The organism is uncultured Halomonas sp., assembly GCF_947501415.1.
In the GTDB taxonomy this organism is placed as follows: Bacteria; Pseudomonadota; Gammaproteobacteria; order Pseudomonadales; family Halomonadaceae; genus Halomonas.
In genome coordinates this window covers 25,454-51,684 of record NZ_CANMVL010000001.1, presented here as the reverse complement: position 1 = coordinate 51,684, position 26,231 = coordinate 25,454, and the positions used below count along the sequence as shown (strand labels likewise).

The following is a 26,231-nucleotide window of genomic DNA, read 5'->3' as shown; positions in this document are numbered from 1 at the left end:
GTGGCTCCTTATTCACTCAGGGTGACCAGGTCTTCCGACGCCACCGACACGGTGACCCGGTCGCCTACCTCGGGCAGGCGTCGACCGCGGTTGTTCAGGGTCGCCTGCAGCGTGGTCTCACCCACCTCGAGCCGGTACTCCGCATGGCTGCCGCGATAGAGCCGTTCGGTCACGGTGGCCGGCAGACGGTTGTCGCCGGGCTGTTCGCCAGGTAGCAGATCCAGGGTCTCGGGACGAATCAACAGCAGGTCGCCCTCCCCGGCCGCCTCGGCGCTGAGCACGCCCAGGGGCGTGGTCAGTCGGTCGCCATCCCGGGCGTTGATGGGATAGAGATTGTCATGGCCCATGAACCGCGCCACGAAGGCATTGGCAGGATGCTCATAGACCTCCCGGGGTGGTCCGACCTGCTGGATCACGCCGCCGTTGAGCACCGCGATGCGGTCGGACATCACCATCGCCTCGTCCTGGTCATGGGTCACGAACACGAAGGTCATGCCCAGACGCTTCTGGACCCGCAACAGCTCCACCTGCAGCTGGCTGCGCAGGCCTGCATCGAGCGCCGACAGGGGCTCATCGAGCAGCAGCACGTCGGGCTCATTGACCAGCGCCCGGGCCAGGGCGATGCGCTGACGCTGCCCACCGGAGAGCTGGTCGACGCGCCGCTCCACCAGGTCACCCAGCTGGATGAATTCGGCGATCCTGGCGACGCGTGCCTCGCGCTGCTCGGGGGGCATGCCGCGCATCTTGAGCCCGAAGGCCAGGTTCTCCCGCACGGAGAGATGCGGGAAGAGCGCATAGGACTGGAAGACGGTATTGACGCTGCGCTGATGGGGCGGCACCTCGGTAACGTCGCGGCCGCCGATGGCCAGGCGCCCGTCATCGGCCTCCTCGAGGCCCGCGAGAATACGCAGCAGTGTGGTCTTGCCGCACCCCGAGGGGCCCAGCAGGGTGAAGAACTCCCCCGCTTCGATTACCAGGTCGACACCATCCAGCGCCACGGTGTTGCGGCCGAAGCGTTTATGCAGCCCCTGCATCTGGATGGAAGAGGCCTCGCGAGTCGGCTCATCCACCTCGGTTGAAGAGATGTCGGCGGCCTCCAGGGTCAGGGTATCGGTCATCGGCTTGCTCTCTGTTCTTGTGGAATCGGCTGTTATGGAATCGGCTGGTGGGGAGTCGGTCGTGATGGCGTCGCTCGTTGTGGCGTCGAAGGCCATAACATCCTATCTCCCCATCAGAGCCGGTCGCGAAGCTTGTAGAAGGTGGTGGCCAGCACCAACAGAGGGGTGCGCAGCAGGGAGCCGCCGGGAAAATGCCGGTGAGGCATGGCGGCGAAGGCATCGAATCGCTCGGCCTGGCCGGCGATGGCCTCGGCCATCAGCCGCCCGGCCAGCCCCGCGAGTGCCATGCCGTGACCGGAGTAGCCCTGGGCGTAGTAGAGGTTGCCACCCAGGCGGCCGAAGTCCGGTGCACGATTCAAGGTGATGGCCACGTCGCCCCCCCAGCGATATTCGATGGGAATCCCCTCGAGCACCGGGAAGAGCCGCGCGATCTTGGCATCCATGCGCGCCTGGATGCCCCTGGGCTCGCGGCCGTCATAGCTGACCTCGCCGCCGTAGATCAGCCGGCGATCGCCGGAAAGGCGATAGTAGTCGAGCACGAAGTTGGCATCCGACAGGGCATCGTTATGGGGGAGCACCCTGGCCGCCTGGGACTCGCTGAGCGGGGCCGTGGCGATCATGTAGTTGGCGGCGCGCATCACCCTCCCCGATAGCTCCGGCACCAGGCCTGCCTGGTAGGCATTGGTCCCCAGCACCACGAAGTCGGCGGTGACCCGGCCGGTGGCGGTGCGTACGCAGGCCGGCTGGCCGCGCTCGATCGCCACGGCGACGCTATGCTGGTGAATGCTCACCCCTGCATCGCGTGCGGCACGGGCCAGGCCCAGGGTGTAGTTGAGCGGATGCAGATGGCCGGCCGCGGATTCATACAGGGCGGCCGGATAGGCATCGGTGACCACCCGTTCGCGCAGCGCCTCGCCCTCGAGCATCTCCAGTTCGTGATAGTCATAGTCGCGAGCCATGCGATCACGATACTCGGCCAGCTCGCGCACATGACGCTCCTTGACCGCCGCATGCAGGTAGCCCCACTCAAGATCACAGGGAATGGCATGACGCTCGACACGCTCGGCGGTCAACGCCACTGCCTCGCGGCTCAGGCGCCATATATCGCGGGCGGCCTCCTGCCCCAGTGCCCTCTCCACCGTGGCCATATCGGTGCCCAGGCCCGGCAGGATCTGCCCGCCGCTGCGCCCCGATGCGCCGTGTCCGATCTCGCCGGCTTCCAGCAACACCACCGAATAGCCCCGCTCGGCCAGCTCCAGGGCCGCCGAGCAGCCGGTGATCCCCCCACCAACCACACAGACATCGGCACGCACCTCCCCCTCAAGGGGTAGGCAGGGGCCAGGGTCGACGGCGATGGAGTCTCGATACCAGGAACTCGGCGGTGCAGCGTGGTCGGTCATGCAGGCTCCCCGGGGTTGGGCGCTGATGGGATATTGTCGTTGTTGTCATGCGGTTGTCACGAGAGTGCTGGCTGAGTGTCAGTTTGATACCAGGCGACACGTTGATGTCAAGTATTCAATAACACTCTACCCCGCTCCGCCACGCCACAAGCCCCCGAGGCGTCACATGGAGAGCCATCTACTCAGCTCAATCTCAGTTCCAGCTCAGCCCCGGATCACCCGCCAGCAGGACACCAGACCCGAACCCGGTGCGTTGCCAACCGCGTCAGGAAGCCACCATCACGGGGAAGACGCTCGATCGCCGCAGGTGGCGCAGGCGGGGTCGCGGGAGATACCGAAGCGGCGCCACTCACCGCTCAGTCCATCGAAGGTGGAGAGCCCCTGATGAGTCGAGCCGGCGCCGCTCAGCAGCTTGATCGCCTCGAGTGCCTGAAAGCTTCCGACCAGTCCCACCAGCGGTGCCACCACGCCACTTTCGGCACAGGAGAGCGCCTCATCGCCCTGCCCATCGGGCGGATAGAGACAGGCATAGCAGGGGCTGTCGGGGTCGCGATGATCGAATACCGCCAGCTGGCCAGAGAAGCGGATCGCCGCGCCGGAGATCAGCGGCACCCCGGCCGCGCGGCAGGCGGCGTTGATTGCATAACGGCTGGAGAAGCGATCGGTGCAGTCGAGTACCGCATCGACGCTGGCCACCGCCGCCGCCATGCTCTCCCCCTGCAGGTGGTCGGTGAGCGTCTCGATGCAACATCCCGAGTTGAGCGCCTGCGCCGCTTCGCGCGCCGAATCGGCCTTGTTGCGCCCGAGGTCCGCTTCGCCATGGGCAATCTGGCGCTGCAGGTTGGAGAGTTCGACTTCATCGGCATCGGCCAGGGTCAACCGTCCGACCCCGGCAGCAGCCAGGTAGAGGGCCACCGGCGAACCGAGCCCACCGGCGCCGACGATCAGAACATGGCTGGCGAGCAGGCGCTCCTGGCCCTCGATGTCGATGGACTCCAGCATGATCTGGCGGCTGTAACGCAGCAGTTCCTGGTCATTCATGGCGCGACTCACTTGTGTTCAAGCTCCTCGATATCGGGGATGTGAAGGGAGAACTCCTCCTTGACCTCCTCCATCACCACATAGCTCTTGGACTCCTTGACCCCGGGCAGGGTCAGCACCACATCACCCAGCAGCTGACGATAGGCGGACATCTCGGGAATGCGACACTTGAGGATATAGTCGAACTGCCCCGAGACCAGATGGCACTCCTGGATCTGCGGCAGGCGCGCCACGGCGCGACGGAACTCGTCGAATACCGCCGGCGACTGGGTCTCCAGGCTGATCTCGACGAACACCAGCAGATTGGCCTTGAGGGCCCGAGGATCAAGCACCGCCCGGTAGCCACGGATCACCCCCGAACGCTCCAGCCGCTTGACCCTCTCCAGGCAGGGCGTGGTGGAGAGCCCCACCTGGCTGGCGAGGTCGACATAGGAGATGCGGGCGTTCTCCTGCAGGCAGCGCAGGATCTTCAGGTCGATGCGATCGAGGGTACGAGTCTTGGCTTTCATGGAGTGAGGGACACCGTCGAAGGGGCATTAGCGCCGCCGCAACAGCAGAATCCACCAGGATTCACCCTGCATCACGGCAGCTAACGGAAATATCATCTGCAAAAGGTGTACCACAGGAAAGCATCGACGGCTATCAACGCTTGGTCTGACTCGCCGAGAGCGCCTCGACTGGCTCTACCCTCCACGGCCAGCCGGCCAATCAAGGCAGTCGTCGCCCCAGGCTGACCCGCTCATGGCCGCCGAGATCCCGGCGGCTGGCTACCTCGCAGTAACCTGCCGCCACGAGTGCCTCGCGCACCGCCGAAGCCTGGCTCCAGCCATGCTCCAGCAGCAGCCAGCCGCCGGGTAGCAGGTGCTCCCGCGCCATCGTCACCAGGTGGCGCAGGTCCGCCAGCCCGTCGCCATCGGCCACCAGCGCCGAGCGTGGCTCGAAACGCACATCCCCCATGGCCAGGTGGGGGTCATCCTCGGCGAGGTAAGGCGGATTGGAGACGATCAGAGAGAAGCGTGTTCTGCTCTCCTCGTCCTTCAGAACGGCGAACCAGTCGCTCTCGCGGAACTCCGCGTTGGCAAGAGCAAGTCGTGAGGCGTTGTGTTGTGCCAGGGCGACCGCCTCGGGACGGATATCCAGGCCCAGCACTCGCCAGGCGGGGCGCTCGCTGGCAAAGGCCAGGGCGATGGCCCCGCTGCCGGTGCCCAGGTCGAGCAGCCTGCCCTCGGGTTCTTCCGCCAGCGACAGGGCGGACTCGACCAGGATCTCGGTGTCGGGCCGTGGGATCAGCGTGCTGGGGTCGGTCGCCAGGCGCAGGCCCCAGAACTCCCGCTCGCCGGTGAGATAGGCCACCGGCTCCCCCGACTCGCGACGTGCCACCAGCGCTCGAAAGCGAGCCGCCGCCTCGACATCGGCTCGACGATCGCCCCAGGTATAGAGCCAGGTGCGCTCGACGCCCAGTACATGGCAGAGCAGAACCTCGGCATCGAGGCGCGCCGTGGGGGAGCCGGCCGCACTCAGTCTGGCCGAGGACTGGGCCAGCAGGGCATCGAGGGTCATCAGGCCTCCTGCTGCAGGGCGGCGAGCTGTTCGGCCTGGTATTCGTGGATCAGGGGCTCGATCACCTCGTCGAGATGTTCGCCACCGATCACCTCGGAGAGCTTGTAGAGCGTCAGGTTGATGCGGTGATCGGTGACCCGCCCCTGGGGGAAGTTGTAGGTGCGGATGCGCTCACTGCGATCCCCGGAGCCGACCAGACTACGCCGCGTATCGGCCTGCTGCTGACGCTGGCTATCCACGGCGTGCTGCTTGAGACGGGCGGCCAGCAGCGACATCGCCTTGGCGCGATTCTTGTGCTGGCTACGCTCCTCCTGGCACTCCACCACCACACCGCTCGGGAGATGGGTGATGCGGATCGCCGAATCGGTGGTGTTGACGTGCTGGCCGCCGGCGCCGCTGGAGCGGAAGGTATCCACACGCAGGTCGCTGGGGTCGAGATCGATGTCGCCCACCGCATCCACCTCGGGCATTACCGCCACGGTACAGGCCGAGGTGTGGATGCGCCCCTGGGACTCGGTGGCCGGCACGCGCTGCACACGGTGGGCGCCGGATTCGAACTTGAGCCGGGCATAGGCCCCCTCCCCCTTGATGCGCGCGATGACCTCCTTGTAGCCACCCTGTTCACCGTGGTTGGCGCTGACCACCTCCACCTTCCAGCCATGCTTTTCGGCGTAGCGCGAGTACATGCGGAACAGGTCACCGGCAAATAGCGCCGCCTCGTCACCACCGGTGCCCGCCCGGACTTCCAGGAAGACACCGCGGCCATCATCGGGGTCCTTGGGCACCAGCAGGCGCTTGAGCTCCCCCTCCAGGGCGTCGCGCTTCTCGCGACTGTCGCTCAGCTCCATCTCGGCGAGTTCGCGCATCTCGGGGTCGCTGTCGGAGGCGAGCAGCTCGGCTTCCTCGATATTGCCCTCCACGGCACGATACTCACGCCATGTTTCCACCAGAGCCTCGAGCTCGGCGTATTCACGGGAGTAGTCGCGGAAACGGGCCTGGTCGCCGATCACCTCGGGCGCCGCCAGCAGGGCGGCGAGCTCCTCGAAGCGCTCGCCGAAGTCGTCGAGACGCTGGCGCAGGGAAGCTTTCATTCGTCGATCCTATCGGGTGGTCGTATCGGGGGTCGCCTCGAGCAGCAGCACGCTGGCCGCCTCGAGCAGATCGTGGCGCTCGGCAGAGGCGGCCTCGCGCAGCGCCACGGTGGGGCCATGCAGCAGCCGGTTGGTCAGCTGATGGGCCAGTCGCCGAACCACTGCCTCGGGGTCCTCGCCACGCGCCAGACGCGTCAGCGCCTGTTCCAGAGAGTGGTCGCGATGCGCCTCACCCCGGGAGCGATAGTCGTGAATCAGCTCGCCCCCGCTGCGGATGCGCCGGTCGTGCTGCCAGGCGCCCACGCCGTGCTCGATCAGCGACTCCGCCTGGTCGGCCGCGACCTGGCGGTGGCGGCGGTTCTCGGCGATCACCTCCTGAAGGTCGTCCACCGTATAGAGGAAGATGTCGGCGAGCTGCCCCACCTCGGGCTCGATATCCCGGGGTACGGCGATATCGACCATGAAGATCGGTCGGTGACGACGCTTCTTCAGCGCCCGCTCCACCATGCCCTTGCCGAGAATCGGCAGCGGGGCTGCGGTGGAGGAGATGACGATATCCGCCTCGGCCAGGGCATCGGGGATGGCGTCCAGGGTGATCGCCTGGCCACCCAGGGGTGCGGCTACCTGTTCACCACGCTCGCGGGTGCGGTTGGCCACGGTCAGCTGGCTGACACCCGCCTCCTTCAGATGACGGGCCACCAGCTCGATGGTCTCGCCGGCGCCTATCAGCAGTGCTCGCGCACGGCCGAAATCATCGAAGATTCGGCTCGCCAGGCTGACCGCCGCATAGGCGACCGAGACCGGATTGCGGCCGATGCCGGTTTCCGTTCGCACCTGCTTGGCCACGGCGAAGGTGTGCTGGAACAGGCACTCCAGCTCCTTGCCGAGCCCTTTCCCCAGACGGCTGGCCTGGTAGGCGTCCTTGAGCTGACCGAGGATCTGCGGCTCGCCCAGCACCATGGAGTCCAGGCCTACCGCTACGCGCATCAGGTGGCGGGCGGCCTCGTTGTCCAGATAATGGTAGGCGCACCGAGTGAGATCCTCGACCGGCAGGCCGTGGAAACGGCCCAGCCACTCCAGAACGGCTGCCTCGCCTTCGGACTCTGTCACGCAGTAGAGTTCCGTGCGATTGCAGGTCGAGAGGACAGCCGCCTCCTTGACCTCGGGCAGGCCGCGCAGCTCACCTAGCGCGGCATCGAGCTCGGCGGGGGCAAAGGCCACCTGTTCGCGCACCTCGACGGTGGCGGTACGGTGATTGATTCCAAGGGCAAGCAGCGTCATGCGTCGGGCATCTTGAACGTGGGGTGTGCGGCCATTAAGACCTCGCAATCGAGGCGCATGGATTCTATCACATCCGTCAGCCGATGGCGGCCCATCGGGGCTATCCCAGATGACAGCACCGCACAAGGCAGTTGCGTCGACAGGGCGTGCCTTTGCCCACGCCGGCCGAGCCGTTATGCTGAGACCACTGCACCACAAGCGAGACACCCATGGCCCGCGCCCTTTACCCCCTGACACCTCAATCGCTGGCGACGTCGGCACTGGCGCTACTGCTGGCCGGCTGCCAGTCGTGGCCGCTCGACGATGGCGCGCCCCAGGAGATGGAGGATCCGCTGGTCGGTGCCCCGCCTATCGAGCAGGGCCTGGATGCCGAGGGTCTGGCCGGCCTGATCACCGCGGAGCTGGCCGGCCAGCGCGGCGACTACCGGCGTGCCGCCGAGGGCTACCTCACAGCCAGCCAGCGCTACCGCAGCGCCGGCCTGGCAGAGCGGGCGGCACTGGCCGCAAGCTTCGGCAATGAGCGCGAGCTGCTCGACCGCGCCGCCAGGGAGTGGCAGGGGCTGGCCCCCGACAGCGTCGCCCCGGCCCGACTGCTAGCCGGCCTCGCCGTGCAGCGCGGCGACTGGGATGAAGCGCTGCGCCAGCGACTGGCACTGGTTCGAGAAGGCGGCGACAGCGAGATCTCTTCGCTGGTGGAGGCCGCCCTGGCCACCAACGCCGCCCCGGCTCCCCTGCTGGCCCGGCTGCGTGCCCATCTGGACACGGCCGCCGAGGATGCCCGCCGCCATGATGCCGAGCTCGCCACCGCGATGCTCGAAGTGGCCGCCGGGGAGACCGCCGCCGCCAGGAGGCGCCTGGCGCGCCTCGATGCCCGGGCGCCGGAGCTGCCGGCCCTGTGGCTGACCCGAGCCCGGCTGGCCCAGGAAGCAGACGACCCCCACGCCGCCCGTGCCGCCGCGCGCCGCGGCCTCGCGGTCTCGCCCGACGATGCGCGCTTCATCCTCCTGCTGGCGCAAAGCGAGCTGCGTCTGGGCAATGTCGCCGCCGCCGAGGTGCAGACCGAAGCCCTGCTCGAGAAGCACACCGGCGATAACGCACTGCGCATCGGTCTGGCGCGTCTCTACCTGGAGGAGGGACACCGAGAGCCGGCGCGGCGCCTGCTTCTGCCTCTGGCAGCGCTCCCCGAGCCCCCGGCCGAGGCGCTCCTGCTGCTGGGCGATATTTCCCGCGACGAGGGCGAGATCGATAACGCCCTGCTTTATTACCGTCAGGTACCGGCAGAGGAGGCCTTTCTGCTCAGTCGTCTGCGTGCCGCCGAGATGCTGATGGAGAGTGACCGACTGAACGATGCCCGCGCCTTCCTGCGCAGCGAGCGGCTGCGTCATGCCGACAGCCATGGCGACCTGGTCGCCCTGGAGGTGGAGCTGCTCGACCGTGAGGGGCTCGGCGACACGGCCGATGACCTGCTCGACCGCGAACTGACACGCGCGCCTGCCGACGAGCAGCTGCTTTATCTGCGCGGCATGCGCGCCTGGGAAGCGGGTGACCTGGACGGCATGGAGCGTGACCTCCGGCGCATCATCGAACATAACCCCGATAGCGCCCTGGCACTCAATGCCCTGGGCTACACCCTCGTCGACCAGGGACCCAGGACACGCCTCGACGAGGCCCGCGAACTGATCGAGCGAGCCCATGCCCTCGACCCCGACAGCCCGGCAATCCTCGATAGCCTGGGCTGGGTGCACTACCGCGAAGGTGACCCCCAGGGCGCCCTGCCCTGGCTCGAGCGAGCCTATGGCGCCATGCCCGACCAAGAGATCGCCGCCCACCTGGCCGAGGTGCTATGGACCCTGGACAGACGCGACGAGGCCCGGGATCTGATCCGCGAGGTACTCGAGCGCCTCGATGAGCACCCACTGATCGACGACCTGCTGCGCCGGATCCCCGAGCTGGCTCCCGCCACCACACCCAACTGACCACGAGACCACCATGCAACGTCACTACTCGCCGCTTGTCATCGCCACCCTGCTGCTGACCCTGGTCGCCGGCTGTGCACGCCAGGCACCACTCCCCGAAGGGCAGCGTACCTCGGGGCAGTGGCAGACCCAGCAGCAGCGCCTCGAATCACTGGATACCTGGCGGCTGGCCGGCAAGGCCGGACTGCGCACTCCCGAGGACTCCACCAGCGCCAACCTCGACTGGAGCCAGCACCCCCACTACTACCGACTGCTGATCAGCGGGCCCTTCGGCAGCGGCCGCAGCACCCTGGAGGGGCGCGAGGGACGCTTCTCGATGACCACCTCGGAGGGACGCTTCGAGGCCGAAACCCCCGAGGCGCTGATGGAGCAGCAGCTGGGCTGGTCGCTGCCGCTCGGCGCCCTGTCCGACTGGGTGCGTGGCCTGCCAGGTGACGGTCACCCCTATCGACTCGAGAAGGACGAGCTGGGGTTCCCGGCTCGACTACGACAGGCCGGCTGGGAGATCGACTACCGAGACTGGACCCATACCGACGACCTGTGGCTGCCACGCCGGCTGGTAATGCACTACGGGGATCTACGCGTCACCCTGGTGATCAACGAGTGGCGCCCGGTGGTCGACGATGCCTGAACACAGCGCCCAAGGCGCGAGCCTTCGCCTGCCCGCCCCCGCCAAGCTCAACCGCATGCTGCATATCACCGGCCGCCGCCCCGACGGCTATCACGAGCTGCAGACGCTGTTTCAGTTCCTCGATCGCGATGACACCCTGCATTTCACCCGACGCGAAGACGGAGAGATCCGCCTTGCGCCGGAAGTTGCCGGTGTCCCCCACGAGCAGAACCTCATCGTGCGCGCGGCACGCCTGCTACAGGAGCGGAGCGGCTGCACTCTGGGCGCCGACATTCATCTCGAGAAGCGCCTGCCCATGGGAGGTGGCCTGGGCGGTGGCAGCTCGGATGCCGCCACCACCCTGCTTGGCCTCGATGCCCTCTGGGGCCTGGGGCTGTCGCTCGACAGTCTCGCCGAGCTGGGCCTGACCCTCGGCGCCGATGTGCCGGTCTTCGTGCACGGCCATGCCGCCTGGGCCGAAGGCGTCGGCGAACGCCTCACCCCGGTGGACCTCGACACGCCCTGGTTCGTGGTGGTTCACCCCGGCATCGAGGTGGCGACACCGGCTGTCTTCAAGGCTCCTGAATTGACACGCCACACCCCCCCTATTACCATGGCGCGCGCCCTGCAGGGGGGAGCGTCCAGTTGGCGCAACGACTGCGAGGCAACAGTCAGGTCGCTCTATCCAGCGGTATCCTCGGCATTGGACTGGCTGGCTCGACGTGCCCCCAGCATGCTGACCGGCACCGGTGCCTGCGTCTTCGCCCGTCTGGCAGACGAACAGGAAGCCGACCGGTTGCTGGGTGAGATCGATGGCCGCTGGCAAGCCTTCAAGGCCCGCGGCTTGAACCGTTCTCCGCTGCATGACGCTCTGGATCGCTGATCACAGACGATCATCCCCCCGATGACCCAACACACTGCATAGGTGGCTGCGCGTGTCAAAATTGATGGTTTTCGCCGGGAATGCCAATCCCGAACTCGCCCGCAAGATCGCCGAGAGTCTGGACACCCGCCAGGGCAATGCCACGGTCGGCCAGTTCAGCGACGGCGAGATAGCGGTAGAGATCAACGAGAACGTGCGCGGCAAGGACGTGTTCGTTCTGCAGTCCACCTGTGCGCCGACCAATGAGAACCTGATGGAGCTGATCCTGATGATAGATGCCCTGCGCCGGGCATCTGCATCGCGGATCACCGCCGTGGTGCCCTACTTCGGCTATGCCCGTCAGGACCGTCGCGTGCGCTCCGCCCGTGTGCCGATCTCGGCCAAGATCGTCGCCGACATGATGGTCAAGGCCGGCGTCGACCGTGTCATGACCATGGACCTCCACGCCGACCAGATCCAGGGCTTCTTCGACGTGCCGGTCGACAACGTGTACGGTTCGCCGATCCTGCTCGATGACATCGAGCGTCAGAACTACGAGAACCTGGTGGTGGTCTCTCCTGACGTCGGCGGCGTGGTGCGTGCCCGCGCCATCGCCAAGCAGCTCAATGCCGACCTTGCCATTATCGACAAGCGTCGCCCCGCGGCCAACCAGGCCCAGGTGATGCACATCATCGGCGAGATCGAAGGGCGCAACTGCGTCGTGGTAGATGACATGATCGATACCGCCGGCACCCTGTGCAAGGCCGGCGAAGCGCTCAAGGATCACGGCGCCGAGCGCGTGGTGGCCTACGCTACCCACCCCATTCTCTCGGGACCGGCGGTGGACAATATCGTCGGTTCGGTGCTCGACGAGGTCGTCGTCGCCGATACCATTCCGCTCTCCGAGACGGCGTGCCGCAGCGGCAGGATCCGCCAGCTGAGCGTCGCCGGCCTGATCGCCGAGGCGATCCGTCGGGTGAGCAACGAAGAATCCGTCAGCGCCATGTTCCACTGAGAGAGCTCCACTCAGCGAGCTCCACCTCGGCACGACAGGCGCCGGAAAGCGCCCCTCGGGGCACCCGGAAGTGTCAGGGCTCTGGTCGCGGTCCCTGACGCTTTCCTACTTCAAGCAAGAGGCAATTCCATGTCCGATTTTATTCTTAATGCCAGCGTTCGTAACGACCTGGGGAAAGGTGCGAGCCGCCGCCTGCGTCGTGCGAACGAGCAGGTTCCCGCCATCATCTATGGTGGCGAGAAGGAGCCACAGCCGATCTCCGTCGAGAAGGCTGCCTTCTACAAGGCGATCGAGGAAGAGGTGTTCTTCTCCTCCATCATCAACCTGGTCGTCGACGGCAAGAGCGAGCAGGTCGTGGTACGTGACCTGCAGCGTCACCCCTTCAAGCCGCTGATCACCCACGCCGACTTCCTGCGTGTGGCAGCCAACCAGGAGTTCACCACCCGTGTGCCGCTGCACCTCGCCGGTGAAGAGGCCTGTGTGGGCATCAAGGACCAGGACGGCGAGCTCCATCAGCTGGCTTCCGACGTCGAGATCAGCTGTCTGCCCAAGGACCTGCCCGACTACCTGGAGTTCGACATCAGCGATCTCGAGGTCGGTGCCATCAAGCACCTCTCCGACCTGAGCCTGCCGGCCGGCGTCACCATCCCGGCACTGGCGCTGGGCGAAGACCACGACGGTCCGATCCTGAGCATCGTCAAGGCCAAGGTGCGCTCCGCGAGTGATGACGCGGAAGATGGCGAAGGCGGCGAAGAAGGCGAGCAGGGCGAGGAGTAATCCTTACCCGCTCCGGGGCCGCGCCTGGCGCGGCCCCTCTGCTGATGATCAAGCGCCCCGGCGCTTGATTTTTTTTGGAGGTGACACATGAGTCAGGTCAGAGCGATCATCGGGCTGGGCAATCCCGGCGCCGACTACGAGGCCACCCGCCACAATGCCGGGGCCTGGCTGGTGGAGGCCCTGGCGCGCCGCGCCGGCGGTGAGCTGCGCGCCGACCGCAAGTTCCTGGGCCTGCATGCCAGGGTCCAGTTCGAGGGGCGTGACCTCCATCTGCTCAACCCCACCACCTTCATGAACCGCAGCGGCGGTGCGGTGGCGGCCCTCTGTCAATTCTACAAGCTGGCACCCGATGAGCTGCTGGTCGTTCATGACGAGCTCGACCTGCCGCCGGGTAGTGCCCGGCTCAAGACCGGCGGTGGCCATGGTGGCCATAATGGCCTGCGCGATATCATCAGCGCCCTGGGCAACACGCGAGACTTCCACCGCCTGCGCCTCGGCATCGGCCACCCTGGCGACTCGCGCCAGGTCACGAACTACGTGCTGGGCCGCCCCGGAAAGGCCGAGCATATCGCCATCGAGGCCGCCATCGACGAGAGCCTGGCCACCCTGCCCGATGCCATCGACGGCCACTGGACCAAGGCCATGAACCGGCTGCACAGCTTTTCAGCCGCCGGCTGACAGGCCAGCCATAGGCTGAAGGCTATACGATGTAAGTCATCCCCTTTGCTGGCCGGATGGGCTTTCTTACGGCTTACCGCTTATGGCTTACCGCTCGGTCGAGTAGAATACTCGCTACTTTTCACTCGCGTACACGCTTTCCAGGATGATCCCATGGGTTTCAACTGCGGTATCGTCGGCCTGCCGAATGTCGGCAAGTCGACCCTCTTCAATGCGCTGACCAAGTCCGGCATCGACGCCGAGAACTTCCCCTTCTGCACCATCGAGCCCAACGTGGGCATCGTGCCGATGCCCGACCCGCGACTCGACAAGCTGGCGGAGATCGTCAAGCCGCAGAAGGTGCTGCCTACCACGATGGAGTTCGTCGATATCGCCGGTCTGGTCGCCGGCGCCTCCAAGGGCGAGGGTCTTGGCAACAAGTTCCTGGCCAATATCCGCGAGACACAGGCCATCGCCCATGTGGTGCGCTGCTTCGATAACGACAACGTGATCCATGTCGCCAACCAGGTCGACCCGCGTGCCGATATCGAGATCATCAACATGGAACTCGCGCTGGCCGACCTCGACACCGTGGAGCGCGCCATCCAGCGCCTGGTCCGCGTGGCCAAGGGCGGTGACAAGGAGGCCATCGCCACCAAGGCGATCCTCGAGCGCATCCAGCCCCACCTGGCCGAGGGCATGCCGCTGAGAAGCTTCGGGCTGGACGAGGAGGAGCAGCATCAGCTCAAGGGCTTCGGCTTCCTGACCCTCAAGCCCACCATGTACATCGCCAACGTCAACGAGGACGGCTTCGAGTCCAACCCCTACCTGGACGTGGTCCGGGAGATCGCGGCGGAAGAAGGGGCCGTGGTGGTACCGGTGTGCAACCAGCTCGAGGCCGAGATCGCCGAGCTGGATAACGAGGAGCGCGCCATGTTCCTCGACGAGATGGGCATGGAAGAGCCCGGTCTCGATCGCGTCATCCGTGCCGGCTACGCCCTCCTCGGTCTGCAGACCTACTTCACCGCCGGAGTGAAGGAGGTGCGCGCCTGGACCGTGAAGGTGGGTGCCACCGCCCCCGAGGCCGCCGGCGTGATCCACACCGATTTCCAGAAGGGCTTCATCCGCGCCGAGGTCGTCGCCTACGAGGACTTCGTCACGCTGGGTGGCGAGCAGGGTGCCAAGGACGCCGGCAAGTGGCGCCTGGAAGGCAAGGAGTACATCGTCAAGGATGGCGACGTGATCCACTTCCGTTTCAACGTCTAACGTTTCACCGCTCCAGTCCACGCTCGACGCCAGTCGCCCCCGGCACACCACCGGGGGCGACTGCGTTGAGGGGACGTGAATCCTTGCCGAGGGGGGACTCCCCCGCCCGGCCGCGTGCATGCCACAATGGAGGCATCACCCCGATGACAAGGAGAGCCCCATGCCCTTGAAGATCGACAAGCCCGACGCCGAATGGCGCGAGACGCTTACCCCGGAACAGTACCGCGTCACCCGCGAGAAGGGCACCGAACCTCCCTTCAGCGGCGACTACCGGGTCAGCGACGAGCACGGCATCTACCACTGTGTCTGCTGTAACGCGCCACTGTTTGAGAACGAGCACAAGTTCGACGCGGGCTGTGGCTGGCCAAGCTTCGACCGTCCCATGACCCCTTCCTGCGTGGAGGAGCACTTCGACACCTCCCACGGCATGCGCCGCACCGAGGTGACCTGTGCGCGCTGCAACGCCCATCTCGGGCACGTCTTTCCCGACGGCCCACGCGAGACCACCGGCCTGCGCTACTGCATCAACTCCGTGGCGCTCGACTTCCACGCCGGCGAGTAGGCCGCGTAATCGGCCCGGGTGCCCTCCAGCAGTATCGCAGTTACTGACAGGCTGATAGTGAAAGGCGCCGGGGGCAGGTCGGAGAGGGGGTCCGAGGACCAGGTATGGCCGAGGTAGCCTACAGGGAAGTACTCGTAGCGCCCCCTCGTCGGCCTGTCGCCAGAACAGCCTTGAGCGATACCGCCATCTGCGATGACCCAGGGTGCCCCTGACAGGGCCGTGTATCTGCTAACATGGGCGGCCGATTTCTACAGGCAGGAGAGGCCCATGCTCGGCTGGTACCCGGGACACATGCACAAGGCGCGGCGTCAGATCACCGAGGCGCTGCCGGAGATCGACGTGGTGGTCGAGGTCCTCGACGCCCGCCTGCCCTACTCCAGCGCCAACCCCATGCTGGCGGAACTGACGCGCCACAAGCCGGTGCTCAAGATCCTCTCCCGGGCCGACCTGGCCGACCCGGAGCGAACCCGGGAGTGGACCGCCCACTTCGACGCCCAGCCCGATATGCGAGCGCTCGCCGTGACCACCACCAGGGTCAAGGAGCTCAAGCGCATCCCCAAGCTCTGCCATGAGCTTGCCGGCCAGATTCGCGCCGACCGAGACGTGCGCGTGATGGTGATGGGCATCCCCAATGTTGGCAAGTCGACCCTGATCAATGGCCTGGCCGGCAAGAGCATCGCCAGGACCGGCAATGAGCCCGCGGTGACCAAACGCCAGCAGAAGGTTCGCATCAACGGGCGCGTGGCCCTTATCGATACCCCCGGGGTCCTCTGGCCCAAGATCGAGGACCAGGCCAGCGCCTACCGCCTGGCGGCCAGCGGTGCCATCCGTGACACTGCCATCGACTACGTGGATGTCGCCATGGTCACCGCCGCCGAACTGGCCAGGCGTTACCCCGAGGCCCTCACGGCACGCTACCGGCTCAAGGCGCTGCCCGGCTACCAGGCCAACCCTGATGCCGACCGGGTAGAGGCCGATGGCCCGACGCGAGTGGACCTGCTCGCCGTGGCCGGGTTCGACGGTCATGCGATCCTGACCGAAATCGCCGCCAAGCGCGGTGGCCTGCGTCCCGGCGGTGAAGTGGACCTGCACCGTGGCGCCGAGGTGCTGCTGCATGAACTGCGCGACGGCAAGCTCGGTCGCCTGACCCTGGAAACCCCGGATGATATCCCGCCCGAGCCCGCCCTGGAGCCGGACGGCGACGATGATGCCGATCCAGACACCCTCTAATCCTATCGCCCTCGCCGACCAGGACACCGAACGACATGGACACCCCTCCGCTTCGCAAATCCCACAAGCTGCATAATGTTTGCTACGACATCCGCGGTCCGGTACTCGACCACGCCAAGCGCCTGGAAGAGGAAGGCCAGCGCATCCTCAAGCTCAACATCGGCAACCCCGCGCCATTCGGCTTCGAGGCCCCCGAGGAGATCCTGCAGGATGTGATGCGCAACCTGCCCACGGCCCAGGGGTATTGCGACTCCAAGGGGCTCTACTCGGCGCGCAAGGCGATCATGCAGGAGTGCCAGCGCCGGGAGATCCCGGGCGTGGGAATCGAGGATATCTATATCGGCAACGGCGTCTCCGAGCTCATCGTTATGACGCTCCAGGCACTGCTTAACGACGGCGACGAGGTACTGATACCGGCGCCCGACTACCCGCTGTGGACCGCCGCCGCCAACCTCTCCGGCGGCCATGCCGTGCACTACCTGTGCGATGAACAGGCGGACTGGGCACCGGACCTAGACGATATCCGCGCCAAGGTCACAGCCCACACCCGGGCGATCGTGATCATCAACCCCAACAACCCCACCGGGGCGGTTTACCCCCCGGAGGTGGTGCGTGAACTGCTCGAGATCGCCCGCCAGCACGATCTGGTGGTGTTCTCCGACGAGATCTACGACAAGATCCTCTACGACGACGTGGAACACGTCTCCACCGGCGCCCTGGCCGGCGAGGACCAGCTGGTCGTCACCCTGAACGGTCTCTCCAAGAGCTACCGCTGTGCCGGTTTCCGCTCGGGCTGGATGATCCTCTCCGGCAACATCGCCAAGCAGCGTGCCGCCGACTTCATCCAGGGGTTGACCATGCTCGCCTCCATGCGCCTGTGCGCCAATGTGCCGGCCCAGCATGCCATCCAGACCGCCCTCGGTGGCTACCAGTCGATCAACGATCTGATCCTGCCCGGCGGCCGCCTGCGGGCCCAGCGCGATATCACCTTTGAAAAGCTCAACGCCATCCCCGGCGTCTCCTGCGTGAAGCCCAAGGGAGCGCTTTACGCCTTCCCGCGCCTGGACCCCAAGGTCTACAACATCCAGGACGATCAGCAGCTGGTGCTCGACCTGCTGCTGCAGGAGAAGATCCTGCTGGTCCAGGGGACCGCCTTCAACTGGCCGGACCCCGACCATGTGCGGATCGTCACCCTGCCCTGGGCCGACCAGCTCGGCGATGCCCTGGACCGTTTCGCCCGTTTCCTGTCGCGCTATCGCCAGTAACTCCCTCACGAGCCGGGCGAACCCGGGGCTTGAAACCCGCACCGCCTGGTCGTATCTAACCAATAGCCTGTTCCTGCCGCCCACATCGGGCGGCTTCCTTTCGATGATCGATGGAGATCCACCGACATGATGCGAATCCTGCTCTTCCTGGCCACCAACCTGGCAGTACTGCTGGTGGCCAGTGTCACCCTGCGCCTGCTGGGCGTGGACAGCTACCTCAGCGGCCAGGGCATCAACTTCCAGAGCCTGCTGATCTTCTGCTTCATCTTCGGCATGGCCGGCTCGATGGTCTCGCTGTTCATCTCCAAGTGGATGGCCAAGCGCAGCACCGGCACCGTGGTCATCGAGACGCCCTCCAACGCCACCGAGAAGTGGCTGGTGGACACCGTGGCGGAGCTGGCCCGGGATGCCGGCATCAAGACCCCGGAGGTCGGTATCTTCCCGGCCCAGCAGTCCAACGCCTTCGCCACCGGCTGGAACAAGGATGACGCCCTGGTGGCGGTCTCCGCCGGCCTGCTCAACCGCATGCGTCCGGAGGAGGTGCGCGCGGTGCTGGCCCACGAGATCGGCCATGTGGCCAACGGCGACATGGTCACCCTGGCATTGATTCAGGGTGTGGTGAACACCTTCGTGATGTTCTTCGCCCGGGTGGTCGCCCAGCTGGTCGACCAGTTCCTGCGTGCCCGCAGCGATGGCGAGGGTGGTCTGGGCTTCATGGGCTACTTCGCCGTGGTGATGGTCGCCGAGATCATCTTCGGCATCGCCGCCTCGGCCATCGTCGCCTGGTTCTCGCGCTTGCGCGAGTATCGCGCCGACGCTGCCGGTGCCGAGCTGGCCGGCTCCGGCGCGATGATCAACGCCCTCGCCCGCCTCAAGGCCGAGACCGAGCTACCCGACCAGATGCCCGATACCCTGCGCGCCATGGCCATCACCAAGGGGCAGACCCGTTCGTTGGTTGAGCGCCTGTTCGCCAGCCACCCCCCCTTGGATGACCGCATCCGCGCCCTCAAGGAAGCCGCCTACCGACAGTAAGCCTCCCCAGTGCAACACCACAGAGGGCCCGCCAATGGCAGGCCCTCTGCGTTAGGAGGAGAAAATCGTCCTGTCACTCAAGTCGTCGCCCCACACGAAACCCCGCCCCCACCATCAATGCGGCCAGGTGCCGATCCTCTTCGGCCAGGTGCCGATCCTCTTCGGCCAGGGCCACCTCCAGGGTGGCGAATTCCCGGCGCAGGGGGTAGGTGGCCCGGCAGGCGTCGAAGCCTCTGGCCATTCCCTGCCGGCGGCTAGCACGCCTCAGAGAGTCATGATCACGGCGCGGGTCGTAGACGGCTCGCATGGCCAGGCGCAGCGCCTCCTCCTGTTCGAGCCCTTCACCAAGCACGAGGGAGCGCAGCGGTGGCGTCGGCAGCAGCTCCTCCAGTGTTACCCGGCACGGCAGGCCGAAGGCGCGACACAGCGCACGAGTGATCTGGTGGGTGCCGCGCAGCTTGCCGTCGAGGCTGTAGCCGGCAATATGCGGTGTGGCGACTTCGGCAAGGTCGGCCAGCGAGGCGTCGACGCCCGGTTCATTCTCGAAGACATCGAGAATTGCGCTGATATCTCCCTCTCCGCTCAGGCGGGCGCGCAGTGACTGGCCATCGACACAATCACCGCGCCCGGCGTTGAGTAGCAACGACCCCGGTGCCAGGGCGGCGATGCGCTCGGCATCCAGCAGATGGTGGGTGGCATGGGGACCCTGGCGAACCAGAGGGGTATGCAGGCAGAACACGTCGCATTCGTCGATCAGGGTATCCAGACTCACGAAGCCGGCCAACGCCTCGTCCTCGGCACCCACCCTCCCGGCACGCTCCGCCTCGACACTCTCTGCTTCAACCCGGGGCGGGTCGCATGCCAGACAGTCAACGCCCATGGCCGAGAGACGCGCCAGCAGCCGCCCGCCTACATTGCCGGCTCCGACGACGCCAACCCGGCGCTCGGCAAGCCGCCAGCCCTGCCGTTCGGCAAGCGTCAGCAGGCTGATCAGCACGTAGTCGACCACCGCCTCGGCGTTGCAGCCCGGGGCGCTGGCGAAGGTGATGCCGCGTTCGGCCAGCAGCCGGGTATCGACATGATCGGTCCCGATGGTGCAGGTGCCCACGAAGCGCAAGCGTGATGCCTCGGCGAGCAGAGACTCCTCGACCCGCGTGATGGAGCGAACCACCAGGGCATCGATATCCCGCAAGGACGCGGCATCGATCTCGCGGCCCGGCAGACGCACCACCTCACCCAGTGCCGCGAAGCACGTCTCCGCGGCAGGCACATTGGCATCGACGAGTATCTTCATAAGACGTTGTCCAGCTCCGACAAGGCATTACAATACGCCCTACCTTATCACCTCGCCGTCCAGGCCGGCACAGAGCAGCTCGGGAGCTTCGATGATCATTCGCTGGGAAACCGACCATGACTATGTCCTGGTGCATATCCACCAGGACATGTTTGGCGACTGGATCTTCAGCCGCGCCTGGGGGCAGATCGGCACCCAGTTTGGCGGGCTTAAGCACCAACTGGCCGATGACCGCGAGCAGACCCTGATGTGGCTGGCCGATGAGGCCACCATCCAGGCATCACGGGGCTTTCGCAAGGTGCTGGAAGTGGAGGATCACAGCCCCGAGGGACGAGAAGCCATGAGCCAGCTATCCCTACTTGAGCCGTAAGCTGGAAGGCAGCATGAGTTGGCCCATCAGGGGGCCAAGCCCCTTCTTCAAGCTTCTCGCTTCCAGGAGCGAAGCGACGCTCTTCAAGCTCAAGCCGGCTTAGCTCAGATAGCGCCGCCCACCTCGCATTATCGAACCACAGGCTTCAGGTGCCTCGTCCTCACCGTTGAGTCGACGACGCAGCGCCTGCCAGGCCTTATCATCCAGCCAGCCACGCGCCTCGAGCCAGGCCGCCAGGCGCTCCGGCTCGAAGCCGCGGTCGAGCTCGTTGCCTGCGGCATCCATCAGCACCGGAATTCGCACCCCGTAGCGAGCCAGCAGGAGATCATCCTCGCTGATCTCGACTCGCTCGAGCCCTATCGGCTCACGAGATAGCTGCGCCAGCAGCCCCTCCAGCTGCTGGCAGAGATGACACCCCAGCGTCGTATAGAGGGTCAGCTGGATCATGCCGACTCGCCCCCGTCCTCTCGATGACGGATCAGGAAGACATGGTGCAGATCGGGGTTGCGCACAAAGTCGGGGTCGAAGGTCTGCCCAGAGATCTCTTTCACCGCGTAGTGATCGACCAGATCGGCATCCAGCTTGAAGCGGCGCTGGTTGTTGGAGAACACCAGCGTCCCACCCGGCGCCAGGCGCGCCATGGCCAGGCGAACCAGCCGGCCATGGTCGCGCTGGATATCCAGGGTGTCCTCCATCTTCTTGGAGTTGGAGAAGGTGGGCGGATCCATGAAGATCAGATCGAACTCGGCGTTGGCACGCTCCAGCCAGCGCAGGCAATCCTCGCGCACCACGCGATGCCGGCTCGGATCGAGACGGTTGAGGGCGAAGTTATCTCGCGCCCATTGCAGATAGGTGTTGGAGAGGTCGACACTGACGCTCTCCGAGGCACCGCCTGCCTCCCCGCTACCCAGCGCCGCCTGCACGGTGGCGGCCCCCGTATAGCAGAAGAGGTTGAGGAAGCGCCTGCCCGCCGCCATCTCGCCAAGCATTCGGCGAACCGGACGATGGTCGAGGAACAGGCCGGTGTCCAGGTAGTCGCGCAGGTTGATCCCCAGCCTGGCCGGCCCTTCTCGAACCTCGAAACGCTCGCCGGTGGCGGCCTGCTTCTCATACTGGGCACGCCCGCTCTGACGCTGCCGCCGCTTCACCACCACCCGTGTGGGGGCCACGTCGAGCACCTCGGGGATCACCGCCAATGCCTCGAACAGCCGCTTCTGGGCCTGGTCGGCATCCACCGACTTCGGTGCGGCATACTCCTGCACATGCACCCAGTCGGCGTAGACGTCCACCGCCATCGCATACTCGGGCATATCGGCATCATAGAGGCGATAGCACTGCTCGCCGCTGCGCTTGAGCCACTTCTTCAGGCGCCGGCGATTCTTCTCCAGCCGATTGGCGAACATCTGCGCCCCTGGCGAGCGCGCCGGCGTAGCCGCCGTCTGTCCATCCTGCCGTTCGGGCACCGCCATCAGCAGCAGCTTGGCCTCCAGGGGGCCATTGCGCAGTGCGTACTGCTTGTGAGCGCGTAGACCGATGCGATGGCCGAGATCGGGATTACCGGTGAAAACCGCCAGCTGCCAGCCAGGAAAGGCATCACGCACCCTCTCCCCCAGCCGGGCATAGAGGGTCACCAGCTCGGGCAGCTCGCCGAGGCGCTCGCCATAGGGTGGGTTGGTGATCAATAGCCCCGGTGACGCCTCCTCGAGGCCCTGGGGGCATGTCAGCTCGCCGAGCCCCGCGCCTCGAAGCTCGATCAGGGCCGGGATACCGGCACGCATGGCATTGGCCTTGGCAGCGGCAAGCGCCGCCGGGCTCTGGTCGAAGCCGTAGAGTCGCGAGCGACAGCGCTTGCGGCCGATGCTCGCCCGCGCCTCGGCCTCGCGCCTGAGCTCTCGCCAGCCCCCCTCGTCGTGGCCCGCCCAACCGTGAAAGCCGAAGCGGTCACGCGCCAGACCAGGGGCCATATCGGCCGCCATCATGGCCGCCTCGATCAACAGGGTACCGGCTCCACACAGTGGGTCCAGCAGCGGGGCGCCCTGGCGAGCCAGCTCGGGCCAGCCGGCACGCAACAGCAGTGCCGCGGCCAGGTTCTCCTTGAGCGGCGCATGACCGACATCGCGGCGATAGCCACGACGATGAAGACTCACGCCCGAGAGGTCGATGCCCACCACCAGGCGACCGCGATGCAGATTAGCGTAGCAGCGCAGGTCGGGTTGCTTGAGATCCACCGAAGGACGCGGCAGGCCTCGGGCCTGCAGACGGTCCACCACACCATCCTTCACCGTCTGAGCGCCGAATCGGGTATGACGAATCGCCTCGCTGCGACCATGGAAGTCCACCGCCAGGCTGGCGGAGAGGGGCAGGTGCGCCTCCCAGGGGATCGCAGCCACCGCCTCTCGAAGCTGCTCGGGCGTGTCGATGCCCTCATCGCGAACCAGACACAGGATCACCCGGTTGGCGAGGCGTGACCACAGGCAGACCCGATAGGCGGTAACCTGATCGGCTCGCGCACTTACCGCCCCCACCGTGCTCTTGACGGGCACGGCACCGAGGGCTTCCAGCTCCTCGCTCAGCAGTTCCTCGAGGCCACGGGGGCAGGTTACCTGTAGATCAAGGGAAGGGTCGGATGGAGTCGGATTCATCGGCAATCACCGCGGAGGAAGAAGGGTAAATGTGCACCATGTCAGGCAGGTGAACGAGTTGTTACAAATCGTTGGTCGACAACGCGGAGCGAGTTGGGCTATCTATAGGGCAGTAGCTACTAAGAACACGCATGCGTTTGCTGTCATCGAGTCCGTCCTTTCACATTACTGGGCTCGAGGCTTGTTACGGCTCGGCACGAGTGACTCCCGAGCCAGTTAGATACCTTATCAAGAGGTAGTCCAATGAAACGACAGAAACGTGATCGCTTCCAGCGTGCCTATACGCATGGCTACAAGGCGGGTGTCTCAGGACGCTCCCGTGATGACTGTCCCAGTCAGGACGTCAATCTTCGTGAATACTGGATGAGCGGTTGGCGTGAAGGTCGTGGGGATCAATGGGACGGCATGACCGGCATTTCCGGCATCCACAAGAACCCCATGGTGGTGTGAACCCGAAACCTGAATCAAGCGAGATTCACGCTTCCTCAAGCCCGCGGCGAGCCGCGGGCTTTTTGCGTTCCGTGCACTTCTATCTAGCACGCTTCTATCTAGTACACTTCCATCCAGCACACTTATCTCTCAGCGCGCCTCGCGCAAGGCTCGGCCGCACTCCGCCACCAGCGCCGGGCCGCGGTAGATGAACCCCGAATAGAGCTGTACCAGATCGGCGCCGGCCTCGCGCTTGGCCACCGCCGCCTCGCCGCTGTCGATGCCACCCACCCCGATGATCGGCATCTCGGGAAGACGGCGGCGAAGCTCGCGGATAACGCGATTGGAGGGCTCGAATACCGGCCGCCCCGAGAGTCCCCCCTGTTCGTCGGCATGGGCCAGCCCCTCGACGGCCTCCCGCGAGACGGTGGTGTTGGTGGCAATCACCCCATCGATGTCATTCGCCGCCAGACATTGGGAGACCAGCCCCACCTCGTCGGCATCCATGTCCGGCGCGATCTTCACCGCCAGGGGCACCCGGCGCCCGCTGTCGCGATCGAGACGCGAACCCGCCTCGCGTAGCGCCGACAGCAGACCATCGAGATGATCACCGAACTGCAGGTTACGCAGCCCGGGGGTGTTGGGCGAGGAGATGTTCACGGTGATGTAGTGAGCGTGAGGGTGCACCTTCTCCAGGCATGCCAGGTAGTCATCTACCGCCCGCTCGACCGGGGTCGTCAGATTCTTGCCGATATTGATGCCGATCACGCCGTCGAAGCGACTGGCCCTGACCCTGGCCACCAGATGGTCGACCCCCGCGTTGTTGAAGCCCATGCGGTTGATGATTGCGCTCGCCTCCGGCAGGCGAAACAGCCGTGGCCGCGGATTGCCGGACTGTGGACGGGGCGTTACGGTCCCCACCTCCACGAAGCCGAAGCCCAGAGCACCCAAGGCATCGAGGTGATCGGCGTTCTTGTCGAGCCCGGCGGCAAGCCCCACCCGGTTGGGGAAGCGCAGCCCCATCAGCTCTACCGGGTCCTCAACCCGCTCGCCCCCCAGGCGTGCCGCCACCCCCAGGCGGCTGGCCAGATCCAGCCCCTTCAAGGCCACGCCATGGGCGGTTTCGGCGTCCAGGCGAAAGAGCAGCGAGCGAGCGAGGGAATACATGGCGTCTCCGGCGGGTGGTGGTCGCGAGCGGGCGAGAGTATAGCAGTGCCTCTCGCCGGAAACGACGTCACAGCCGACAGCCAGCACCAATTTTATGATCTACTGTAGGCCGCCAAGGGTGGGGCATCACTGCCACACCACCGAGGAGCCAGGGAGACTGACATGGCCGACACCACCGAAACCCTCGAACACCGCCTGTCCCGGATCCATCGCGCCCTGGGGGAGAACCGTCTCGACGCCGTCGACGCCGTGCTGGCCGATCTGGAGCCCGCCGAGATTGCCCTGTTGCTGGAGTCGCTGCCGCCCGTGGCCCGTATCCAGCTCTGGAAACGAGTTCCGGGGGAGGTCGACGGCGAGGTGCTGCTGCACGTCCATGATGAGGTACGCAGCACCCTGCTCGATGATATGGACCACGAGGAGATCGTGGCCGCTGCTACCAGCATGGACACCACGGATCTGGCGGAGATCTTCGAGGATCTGCCCCAGCAGGTGGCCGAGGACATGCTGCGCTCCATGGACGCCCTGCAGCGCGAACGCCTGGAGGAGACCCTCTCCTTCGAGGAGGACAGCGCAGGCCGGCTGATGCGCACCGATACCATTACGGTGCGCAGCGACGTCAGTCTGGAGACGGTGTGCCGTTTCCTGCGCTGGAAGGAGTCGATACCCGACAACACCCACCTGTTGATGGTGGTGGACCGTGACGGCCTGTTCCAGGGCACCCTGCCGGTAGCACGGCTCATCAGCCATCCGCCCGAGATGGCGGTGGCCGATCTGATGGACCACGACGTGGACAGCATCCGGGTCGACATGAAGTCGCGTGATGTGGCCACCCTGTTCCAGACGCATGACCTCGCCTCGGCGCCCGTGGTGGACGAATCGGGTCTGCTGCTCGGCCGCATCGTCATCGACGATATCGTCGATGTCATTCGCGAAGATTCCGAACAGGCGCTGATGAACATGGCCGGCCTCGACGAGGAGGAGGACCTGTTCGCCCCCGTGCTGTCCAGCGCCAAGCGTCGCGCGGTCTGGCTGGGCATCAACCTGCTCACCGCCTTCCTGGCCGCCGGGGTGATCGGGCGCTTCGAGGATGCCCTGGACCAGATCGTCGCCCTGGCGGTGTTGATGCCGATCGTCGCCAGCATGGGCGGCATCGCCGGCAGCCAGACCCTGACCCTGGCCATACGTGGCCTCGCTCTGGGGCAGATCAGCAATACCAACAGCGCCTGGCTGCTGCGCAAGGAGATCGGCATCGCCATCCTGAATGGCGTGCTCTGGGCCCTGGTCGTGGCGATACTGGCACTGATGTGGTTCAAGAGTGTCGCCATCAGCGTGATCATCGCCGCCGCTCTGACGATCAACATGCTGGCGGCGGGTGTCGCCGGCATTCTCGTCCCCCTGCTGCTCAAGCGTGTCGGTATCGACCCGGCACTGTCGGGCTCGGTGATTCTGACCACGGTGACCGACGTGGTGGGCTTCATGTCCTTTCTGGGCCTGGCCACCTACTTCCTGCTCTAGGCTCACCCTTCCCGAAGACCCGACCGCCTCTGCTCGCCCCACCATACCGAGAGACCCCGCCTGATGGCGGG

General features: G+C 65.9%; 25 protein-coding genes. 14 read left to right on the top strand and 11 right to left on the bottom strand.

Annotation, left to right across the window (positions count from 1 at the left end; all coding sequences use genetic code 11):
- Positions 1–8: 8 nt before the first annotated feature.
- From Q0894_RS00215 to hemA, 7 genes are all read right to left on the bottom strand, one after another.
- Entirely contained in the window at positions 9–1,118 is a 1,110-nt protein-coding gene (locus Q0894_RS00215) for an ABC transporter ATP-binding protein (RefSeq protein WP_299230412.1), read from the bottom strand.
- A 113-nt stretch (positions 1,119–1,231) separates the two neighbouring features.
- Positions 1,232–2,518, bottom strand: a complete 1,287-nt coding sequence (locus Q0894_RS00210; protein WP_299230410.1) for an FAD-binding oxidoreductase — start codon at positions 2,516–2,518, stop codon at positions 1,232–1,234.
- A gap of 279 nt (positions 2,519–2,797) precedes the next feature.
- On the bottom strand, positions 2,798–3,559 hold the full coding sequence (gene moeB, locus Q0894_RS00205) for a molybdopterin-synthase adenylyltransferase MoeB (RefSeq protein WP_299230408.1): 762 nt from the start codon (positions 3,557–3,559) through the stop codon (positions 2,798–2,800).
- A gap of 8 nt (positions 3,560–3,567) precedes the next feature.
- Positions 3,568–4,068, bottom strand: a complete 501-nt coding sequence (locus Q0894_RS00200) for an Lrp/AsnC ligand binding domain-containing protein (RefSeq protein WP_132042265.1) — start codon at positions 4,066–4,068, stop codon at positions 3,568–3,570.
- Positions 4,069–4,267: 199 nt separating this feature from the next.
- Positions 4,268–5,119 carry a peptide chain release factor N(5)-glutamine methyltransferase gene (gene prmC / locus Q0894_RS00195; protein WP_299230407.1) on the bottom strand — a complete coding sequence of 284 codons (852 nt, stop codon included), beginning with the start codon at positions 5,117–5,119 and terminating at the stop codon, positions 4,268–4,270.
- Positions 5,119–6,210, bottom strand: a complete 1,092-nt coding sequence (gene prfA / locus Q0894_RS00190) for a peptide chain release factor 1 (protein ID WP_299230406.1) — start codon at positions 6,208–6,210, stop codon at positions 5,119–5,121. Before prfA ends, prmC begins: the two co-directional genes overlap by 1 nt.
- Before the next feature lie 9 nt (positions 6,211–6,219).
- Positions 6,220–7,491: a glutamyl-tRNA reductase gene (gene hemA / locus Q0894_RS00185; protein WP_299230405.1), complete on the bottom strand. Its 1,272-nt coding sequence runs from the start codon at positions 7,489–7,491 to the stop codon at positions 6,220–6,222.
- 209 nt (positions 7,492–7,700) lie between these two features.
- Between hemA and Q0894_RS00180 the strand changes: the two genes are divergently transcribed.
- The 11 genes from Q0894_RS00180 (at position 7,701) to htpX (ending at position 18,743) form a co-directional block, all read left to right on the top strand.
- Positions 7,701–9,467 carry a tetratricopeptide repeat protein gene (locus tag Q0894_RS00180; protein ID WP_299230404.1) on the top strand — a complete coding sequence of 589 codons (1,767 nt, stop codon included), beginning with the start codon at positions 7,701–7,703 and terminating at the stop codon, positions 9,465–9,467.
- A 13-nt stretch (positions 9,468–9,480) separates the two neighbouring features.
- Complete coding sequence (lolB, locus tag Q0894_RS00175) at positions 9,481–10,098, top strand: lipoprotein insertase outer membrane protein LolB (RefSeq protein WP_299230403.1); 618 nt, start codon at positions 9,481–9,483, stop codon at positions 10,096–10,098.
- Positions 10,091–10,960, top strand: coding sequence for a 4-(cytidine 5'-diphospho)-2-C-methyl-D-erythritol kinase (gene ispE / locus Q0894_RS00170; protein WP_299230402.1), 870 nt, complete (start codon positions 10,091–10,093; stop codon positions 10,958–10,960). Before lolB ends, ispE begins: the two co-directional genes overlap by 8 nt.
- A 52-nt stretch (positions 10,961–11,012) precedes the next feature.
- On the top strand, positions 11,013–11,954 hold the full coding sequence (locus Q0894_RS00165) for a ribose-phosphate pyrophosphokinase (protein ID WP_195689480.1): 942 nt from the start codon (positions 11,013–11,015) through the stop codon (positions 11,952–11,954).
- Between the two features lie 129 nt (positions 11,955–12,083).
- Positions 12,084–12,731, top strand: coding sequence for a 50S ribosomal protein L25/general stress protein Ctc (locus Q0894_RS00160; RefSeq protein WP_299230401.1), 648 nt, complete (start codon positions 12,084–12,086; stop codon positions 12,729–12,731).
- Positions 12,732–12,818: 87 nt separating this feature from the next.
- A complete protein-coding gene (pth, locus tag Q0894_RS00155) occupies positions 12,819–13,409 on the top strand; it encodes an aminoacyl-tRNA hydrolase (protein ID WP_161422487.1) in 591 nt (196 codons plus the stop codon).
- Between the two features lie 153 nt (positions 13,410–13,562).
- Positions 13,563–14,654, top strand: coding sequence for a redox-regulated ATPase YchF (ychF, locus tag Q0894_RS00150; protein WP_132042257.1), 1,092 nt, complete (start codon positions 13,563–13,565; stop codon positions 14,652–14,654).
- A 160-nt stretch (positions 14,655–14,814) separates the two neighbouring features.
- Positions 14,815–15,216, top strand: coding sequence for a peptide-methionine (R)-S-oxide reductase MsrB (gene msrB / locus Q0894_RS00145; protein WP_299230400.1), 402 nt, complete (start codon positions 14,815–14,817; stop codon positions 15,214–15,216).
- 267 nt (positions 15,217–15,483) lie between these two features.
- A complete protein-coding gene (ylqF, locus tag Q0894_RS00140; RefSeq protein ID WP_299230399.1) occupies positions 15,484–16,446 on the top strand; it encodes a ribosome biogenesis GTPase YlqF in 963 nt (320 codons plus the stop codon).
- A gap of 35 nt (positions 16,447–16,481) precedes the next feature.
- Entirely contained in the window at positions 16,482–17,711 is a 1,230-nt protein-coding gene (locus Q0894_RS00135) for a pyridoxal phosphate-dependent aminotransferase (RefSeq protein WP_299230398.1), read from the top strand.
- A 126-nt stretch (positions 17,712–17,837) separates the two neighbouring features.
- A complete protein-coding gene (gene htpX, locus Q0894_RS00130; RefSeq protein WP_299230397.1) occupies positions 17,838–18,743 on the top strand; it encodes a protease HtpX in 906 nt (301 codons plus the stop codon).
- 73 nt (positions 18,744–18,816) lie between these two features.
- On the opposite strand, the gene pdxB is transcribed toward htpX, so the two are convergent.
- Entirely contained in the window at positions 18,817–20,037 is a 1,221-nt protein-coding gene (gene pdxB / locus Q0894_RS00125; RefSeq protein WP_299230396.1) for a 4-phosphoerythronate dehydrogenase PdxB, read from the bottom strand.
- A gap of 91 nt (positions 20,038–20,128) precedes the next feature.
- On the opposite strand from pdxB, the gene Q0894_RS00120 reads away from it, so the two are divergent.
- A complete protein-coding gene (locus Q0894_RS00120; RefSeq protein ID WP_132042251.1) occupies positions 20,129–20,407 on the top strand; it encodes a hypothetical protein in 279 nt (92 codons plus the stop codon).
- Between the two features lie 99 nt (positions 20,408–20,506).
- Here the strand turns inward: Q0894_RS00120 and Q0894_RS00115 are convergent, their stop codons facing one another.
- Both Q0894_RS00115 and rlmKL read right to left on the bottom strand, forming a co-directional pair.
- Positions 20,507–20,854: a glutaredoxin family protein gene (locus Q0894_RS00115; protein WP_299230395.1), complete on the bottom strand. Its 348-nt coding sequence runs from the start codon at positions 20,852–20,854 to the stop codon at positions 20,507–20,509.
- Positions 20,851–23,049: a bifunctional 23S rRNA (guanine(2069)-N(7))-methyltransferase RlmK/23S rRNA (guanine(2445)-N(2))-methyltransferase RlmL gene (rlmKL, locus tag Q0894_RS00110; RefSeq protein ID WP_299230393.1), complete on the bottom strand. Its 2,199-nt coding sequence runs from the start codon at positions 23,047–23,049 to the stop codon at positions 20,851–20,853. Before rlmKL ends, Q0894_RS00115 begins: the two co-directional genes overlap by 4 nt.
- A 243-nt stretch (positions 23,050–23,292) precedes the next feature.
- Here rlmKL and rmf point away from each other — a divergent pair, with 243 nt between their 5' ends.
- The gene (gene rmf / locus Q0894_RS00105; protein WP_132042248.1) at positions 23,293–23,499 is read left to right on the top strand and encodes a ribosome modulation factor; all 207 of its coding nucleotides are present in this window, start codon (positions 23,293–23,295) and stop codon (positions 23,497–23,499) included.
- A gap of 129 nt (positions 23,500–23,628) precedes the next feature.
- Here the strand turns inward: rmf and Q0894_RS00100 are convergent, their stop codons facing one another.
- A complete protein-coding gene (locus Q0894_RS00100; protein ID WP_299230389.1) occupies positions 23,629–24,645 on the bottom strand; it encodes a quinone-dependent dihydroorotate dehydrogenase in 1,017 nt (338 codons plus the stop codon).
- Positions 24,646–24,807: 162 nt separating this feature from the next.
- Here Q0894_RS00100 and mgtE point away from each other — a divergent pair, with 162 nt between their 5' ends.
- The gene (gene mgtE, locus Q0894_RS00095; RefSeq protein ID WP_299230386.1) at positions 24,808–26,160 is read left to right on the top strand and encodes a magnesium transporter; all 1,353 of its coding nucleotides are present in this window, start codon (positions 24,808–24,810) and stop codon (positions 26,158–26,160) included.
- Positions 26,161–26,231 lie beyond the last annotated feature (71 nt).

Coding starts and splice junctions, on each gene's coding strand:
- rlmKL (WP_299230393.1), bottom strand. CDS start 23,049: ATGAATCCGACTCCATCCGACCCTTCCCTTGATCTACAGGTAACCTGC.
- prfA (WP_299230406.1), bottom strand. CDS start 6,210: ATGAAAGCTTCCCTGCGCCAGCGTCTCGACGACTTCGGCGAGCGCTTC.
- Q0894_RS00200 (WP_132042265.1), bottom strand. CDS start 4,068: ATGAAAGCCAAGACTCGTACCCTCGATCGCATCGACCTGAAGATCCTG.
- pth (WP_161422487.1), top strand. CDS start 12,819: ATGAGTCAGGTCAGAGCGATCATCGGGCTGGGCAATCCCGGCGCCGAC.
- rmf (WP_132042248.1), top strand. CDS start 23,293: ATGAAACGACAGAAACGTGATCGCTTCCAGCGTGCCTATACGCATGGC.
- ylqF (WP_299230399.1), top strand. CDS start 15,484: ATGCTCGGCTGGTACCCGGGACACATGCACAAGGCGCGGCGTCAGATC.
- msrB (WP_299230400.1), top strand. CDS start 14,815: ATGCCCTTGAAGATCGACAAGCCCGACGCCGAATGGCGCGAGACGCTT.
- Q0894_RS00115 (WP_299230395.1), bottom strand. CDS start 20,854: ATGATCCAGCTGACCCTCTATACGACGCTGGGGTGTCATCTCTGCCAG.
- ispE (WP_299230402.1), top strand. CDS start 10,091: ATGCCTGAACACAGCGCCCAAGGCGCGAGCCTTCGCCTGCCCGCCCCC.
- mgtE (WP_299230386.1), top strand. CDS start 24,808: ATGGCCGACACCACCGAAACCCTCGAACACCGCCTGTCCCGGATCCAT.
- Q0894_RS00120 (WP_132042251.1), top strand. CDS start 20,129: ATGATCATTCGCTGGGAAACCGACCATGACTATGTCCTGGTGCATATC.
- htpX (WP_299230397.1), top strand. CDS start 17,838: ATGATGCGAATCCTGCTCTTCCTGGCCACCAACCTGGCAGTACTGCTG.
- hemA (WP_299230405.1), bottom strand. CDS start 7,491: ATGACGCTGCTTGCCCTTGGAATCAATCACCGTACCGCCACCGTCGAG.
- Q0894_RS00100 (WP_299230389.1), bottom strand. CDS start 24,645: ATGTATTCCCTCGCTCGCTCGCTGCTCTTTCGCCTGGACGCCGAAACC.
- moeB (WP_299230408.1), bottom strand. CDS start 3,559: ATGAATGACCAGGAACTGCTGCGTTACAGCCGCCAGATCATGCTGGAG.
- Q0894_RS00160 (WP_299230401.1), top strand. CDS start 12,084: ATGTCCGATTTTATTCTTAATGCCAGCGTTCGTAACGACCTGGGGAAA.
- lolB (WP_299230403.1), top strand. CDS start 9,481: ATGCAACGTCACTACTCGCCGCTTGTCATCGCCACCCTGCTGCTGACC.
- pdxB (WP_299230396.1), bottom strand. CDS start 20,037: ATGAAGATACTCGTCGATGCCAATGTGCCTGCCGCGGAGACGTGCTTC.
- Q0894_RS00135 (WP_299230398.1), top strand. CDS start 16,482: ATGGACACCCCTCCGCTTCGCAAATCCCACAAGCTGCATAATGTTTGC.
- Q0894_RS00215 (WP_299230412.1), bottom strand. CDS start 1,118: ATGACCGATACCCTGACCCTGGAGGCCGCCGACATCTCTTCAACCGAG.
- prmC (WP_299230407.1), bottom strand. CDS start 5,119: ATGACCCTCGATGCCCTGCTGGCCCAGTCCTCGGCCAGACTGAGTGCG.
- ychF (WP_132042257.1), top strand. CDS start 13,563: ATGGGTTTCAACTGCGGTATCGTCGGCCTGCCGAATGTCGGCAAGTCG.
- Q0894_RS00210 (WP_299230410.1), bottom strand. CDS start 2,518: ATGACCGACCACGCTGCACCGCCGAGTTCCTGGTATCGAGACTCCATC.
- Q0894_RS00180 (WP_299230404.1), top strand. CDS start 7,701: ATGGCCCGCGCCCTTTACCCCCTGACACCTCAATCGCTGGCGACGTCG.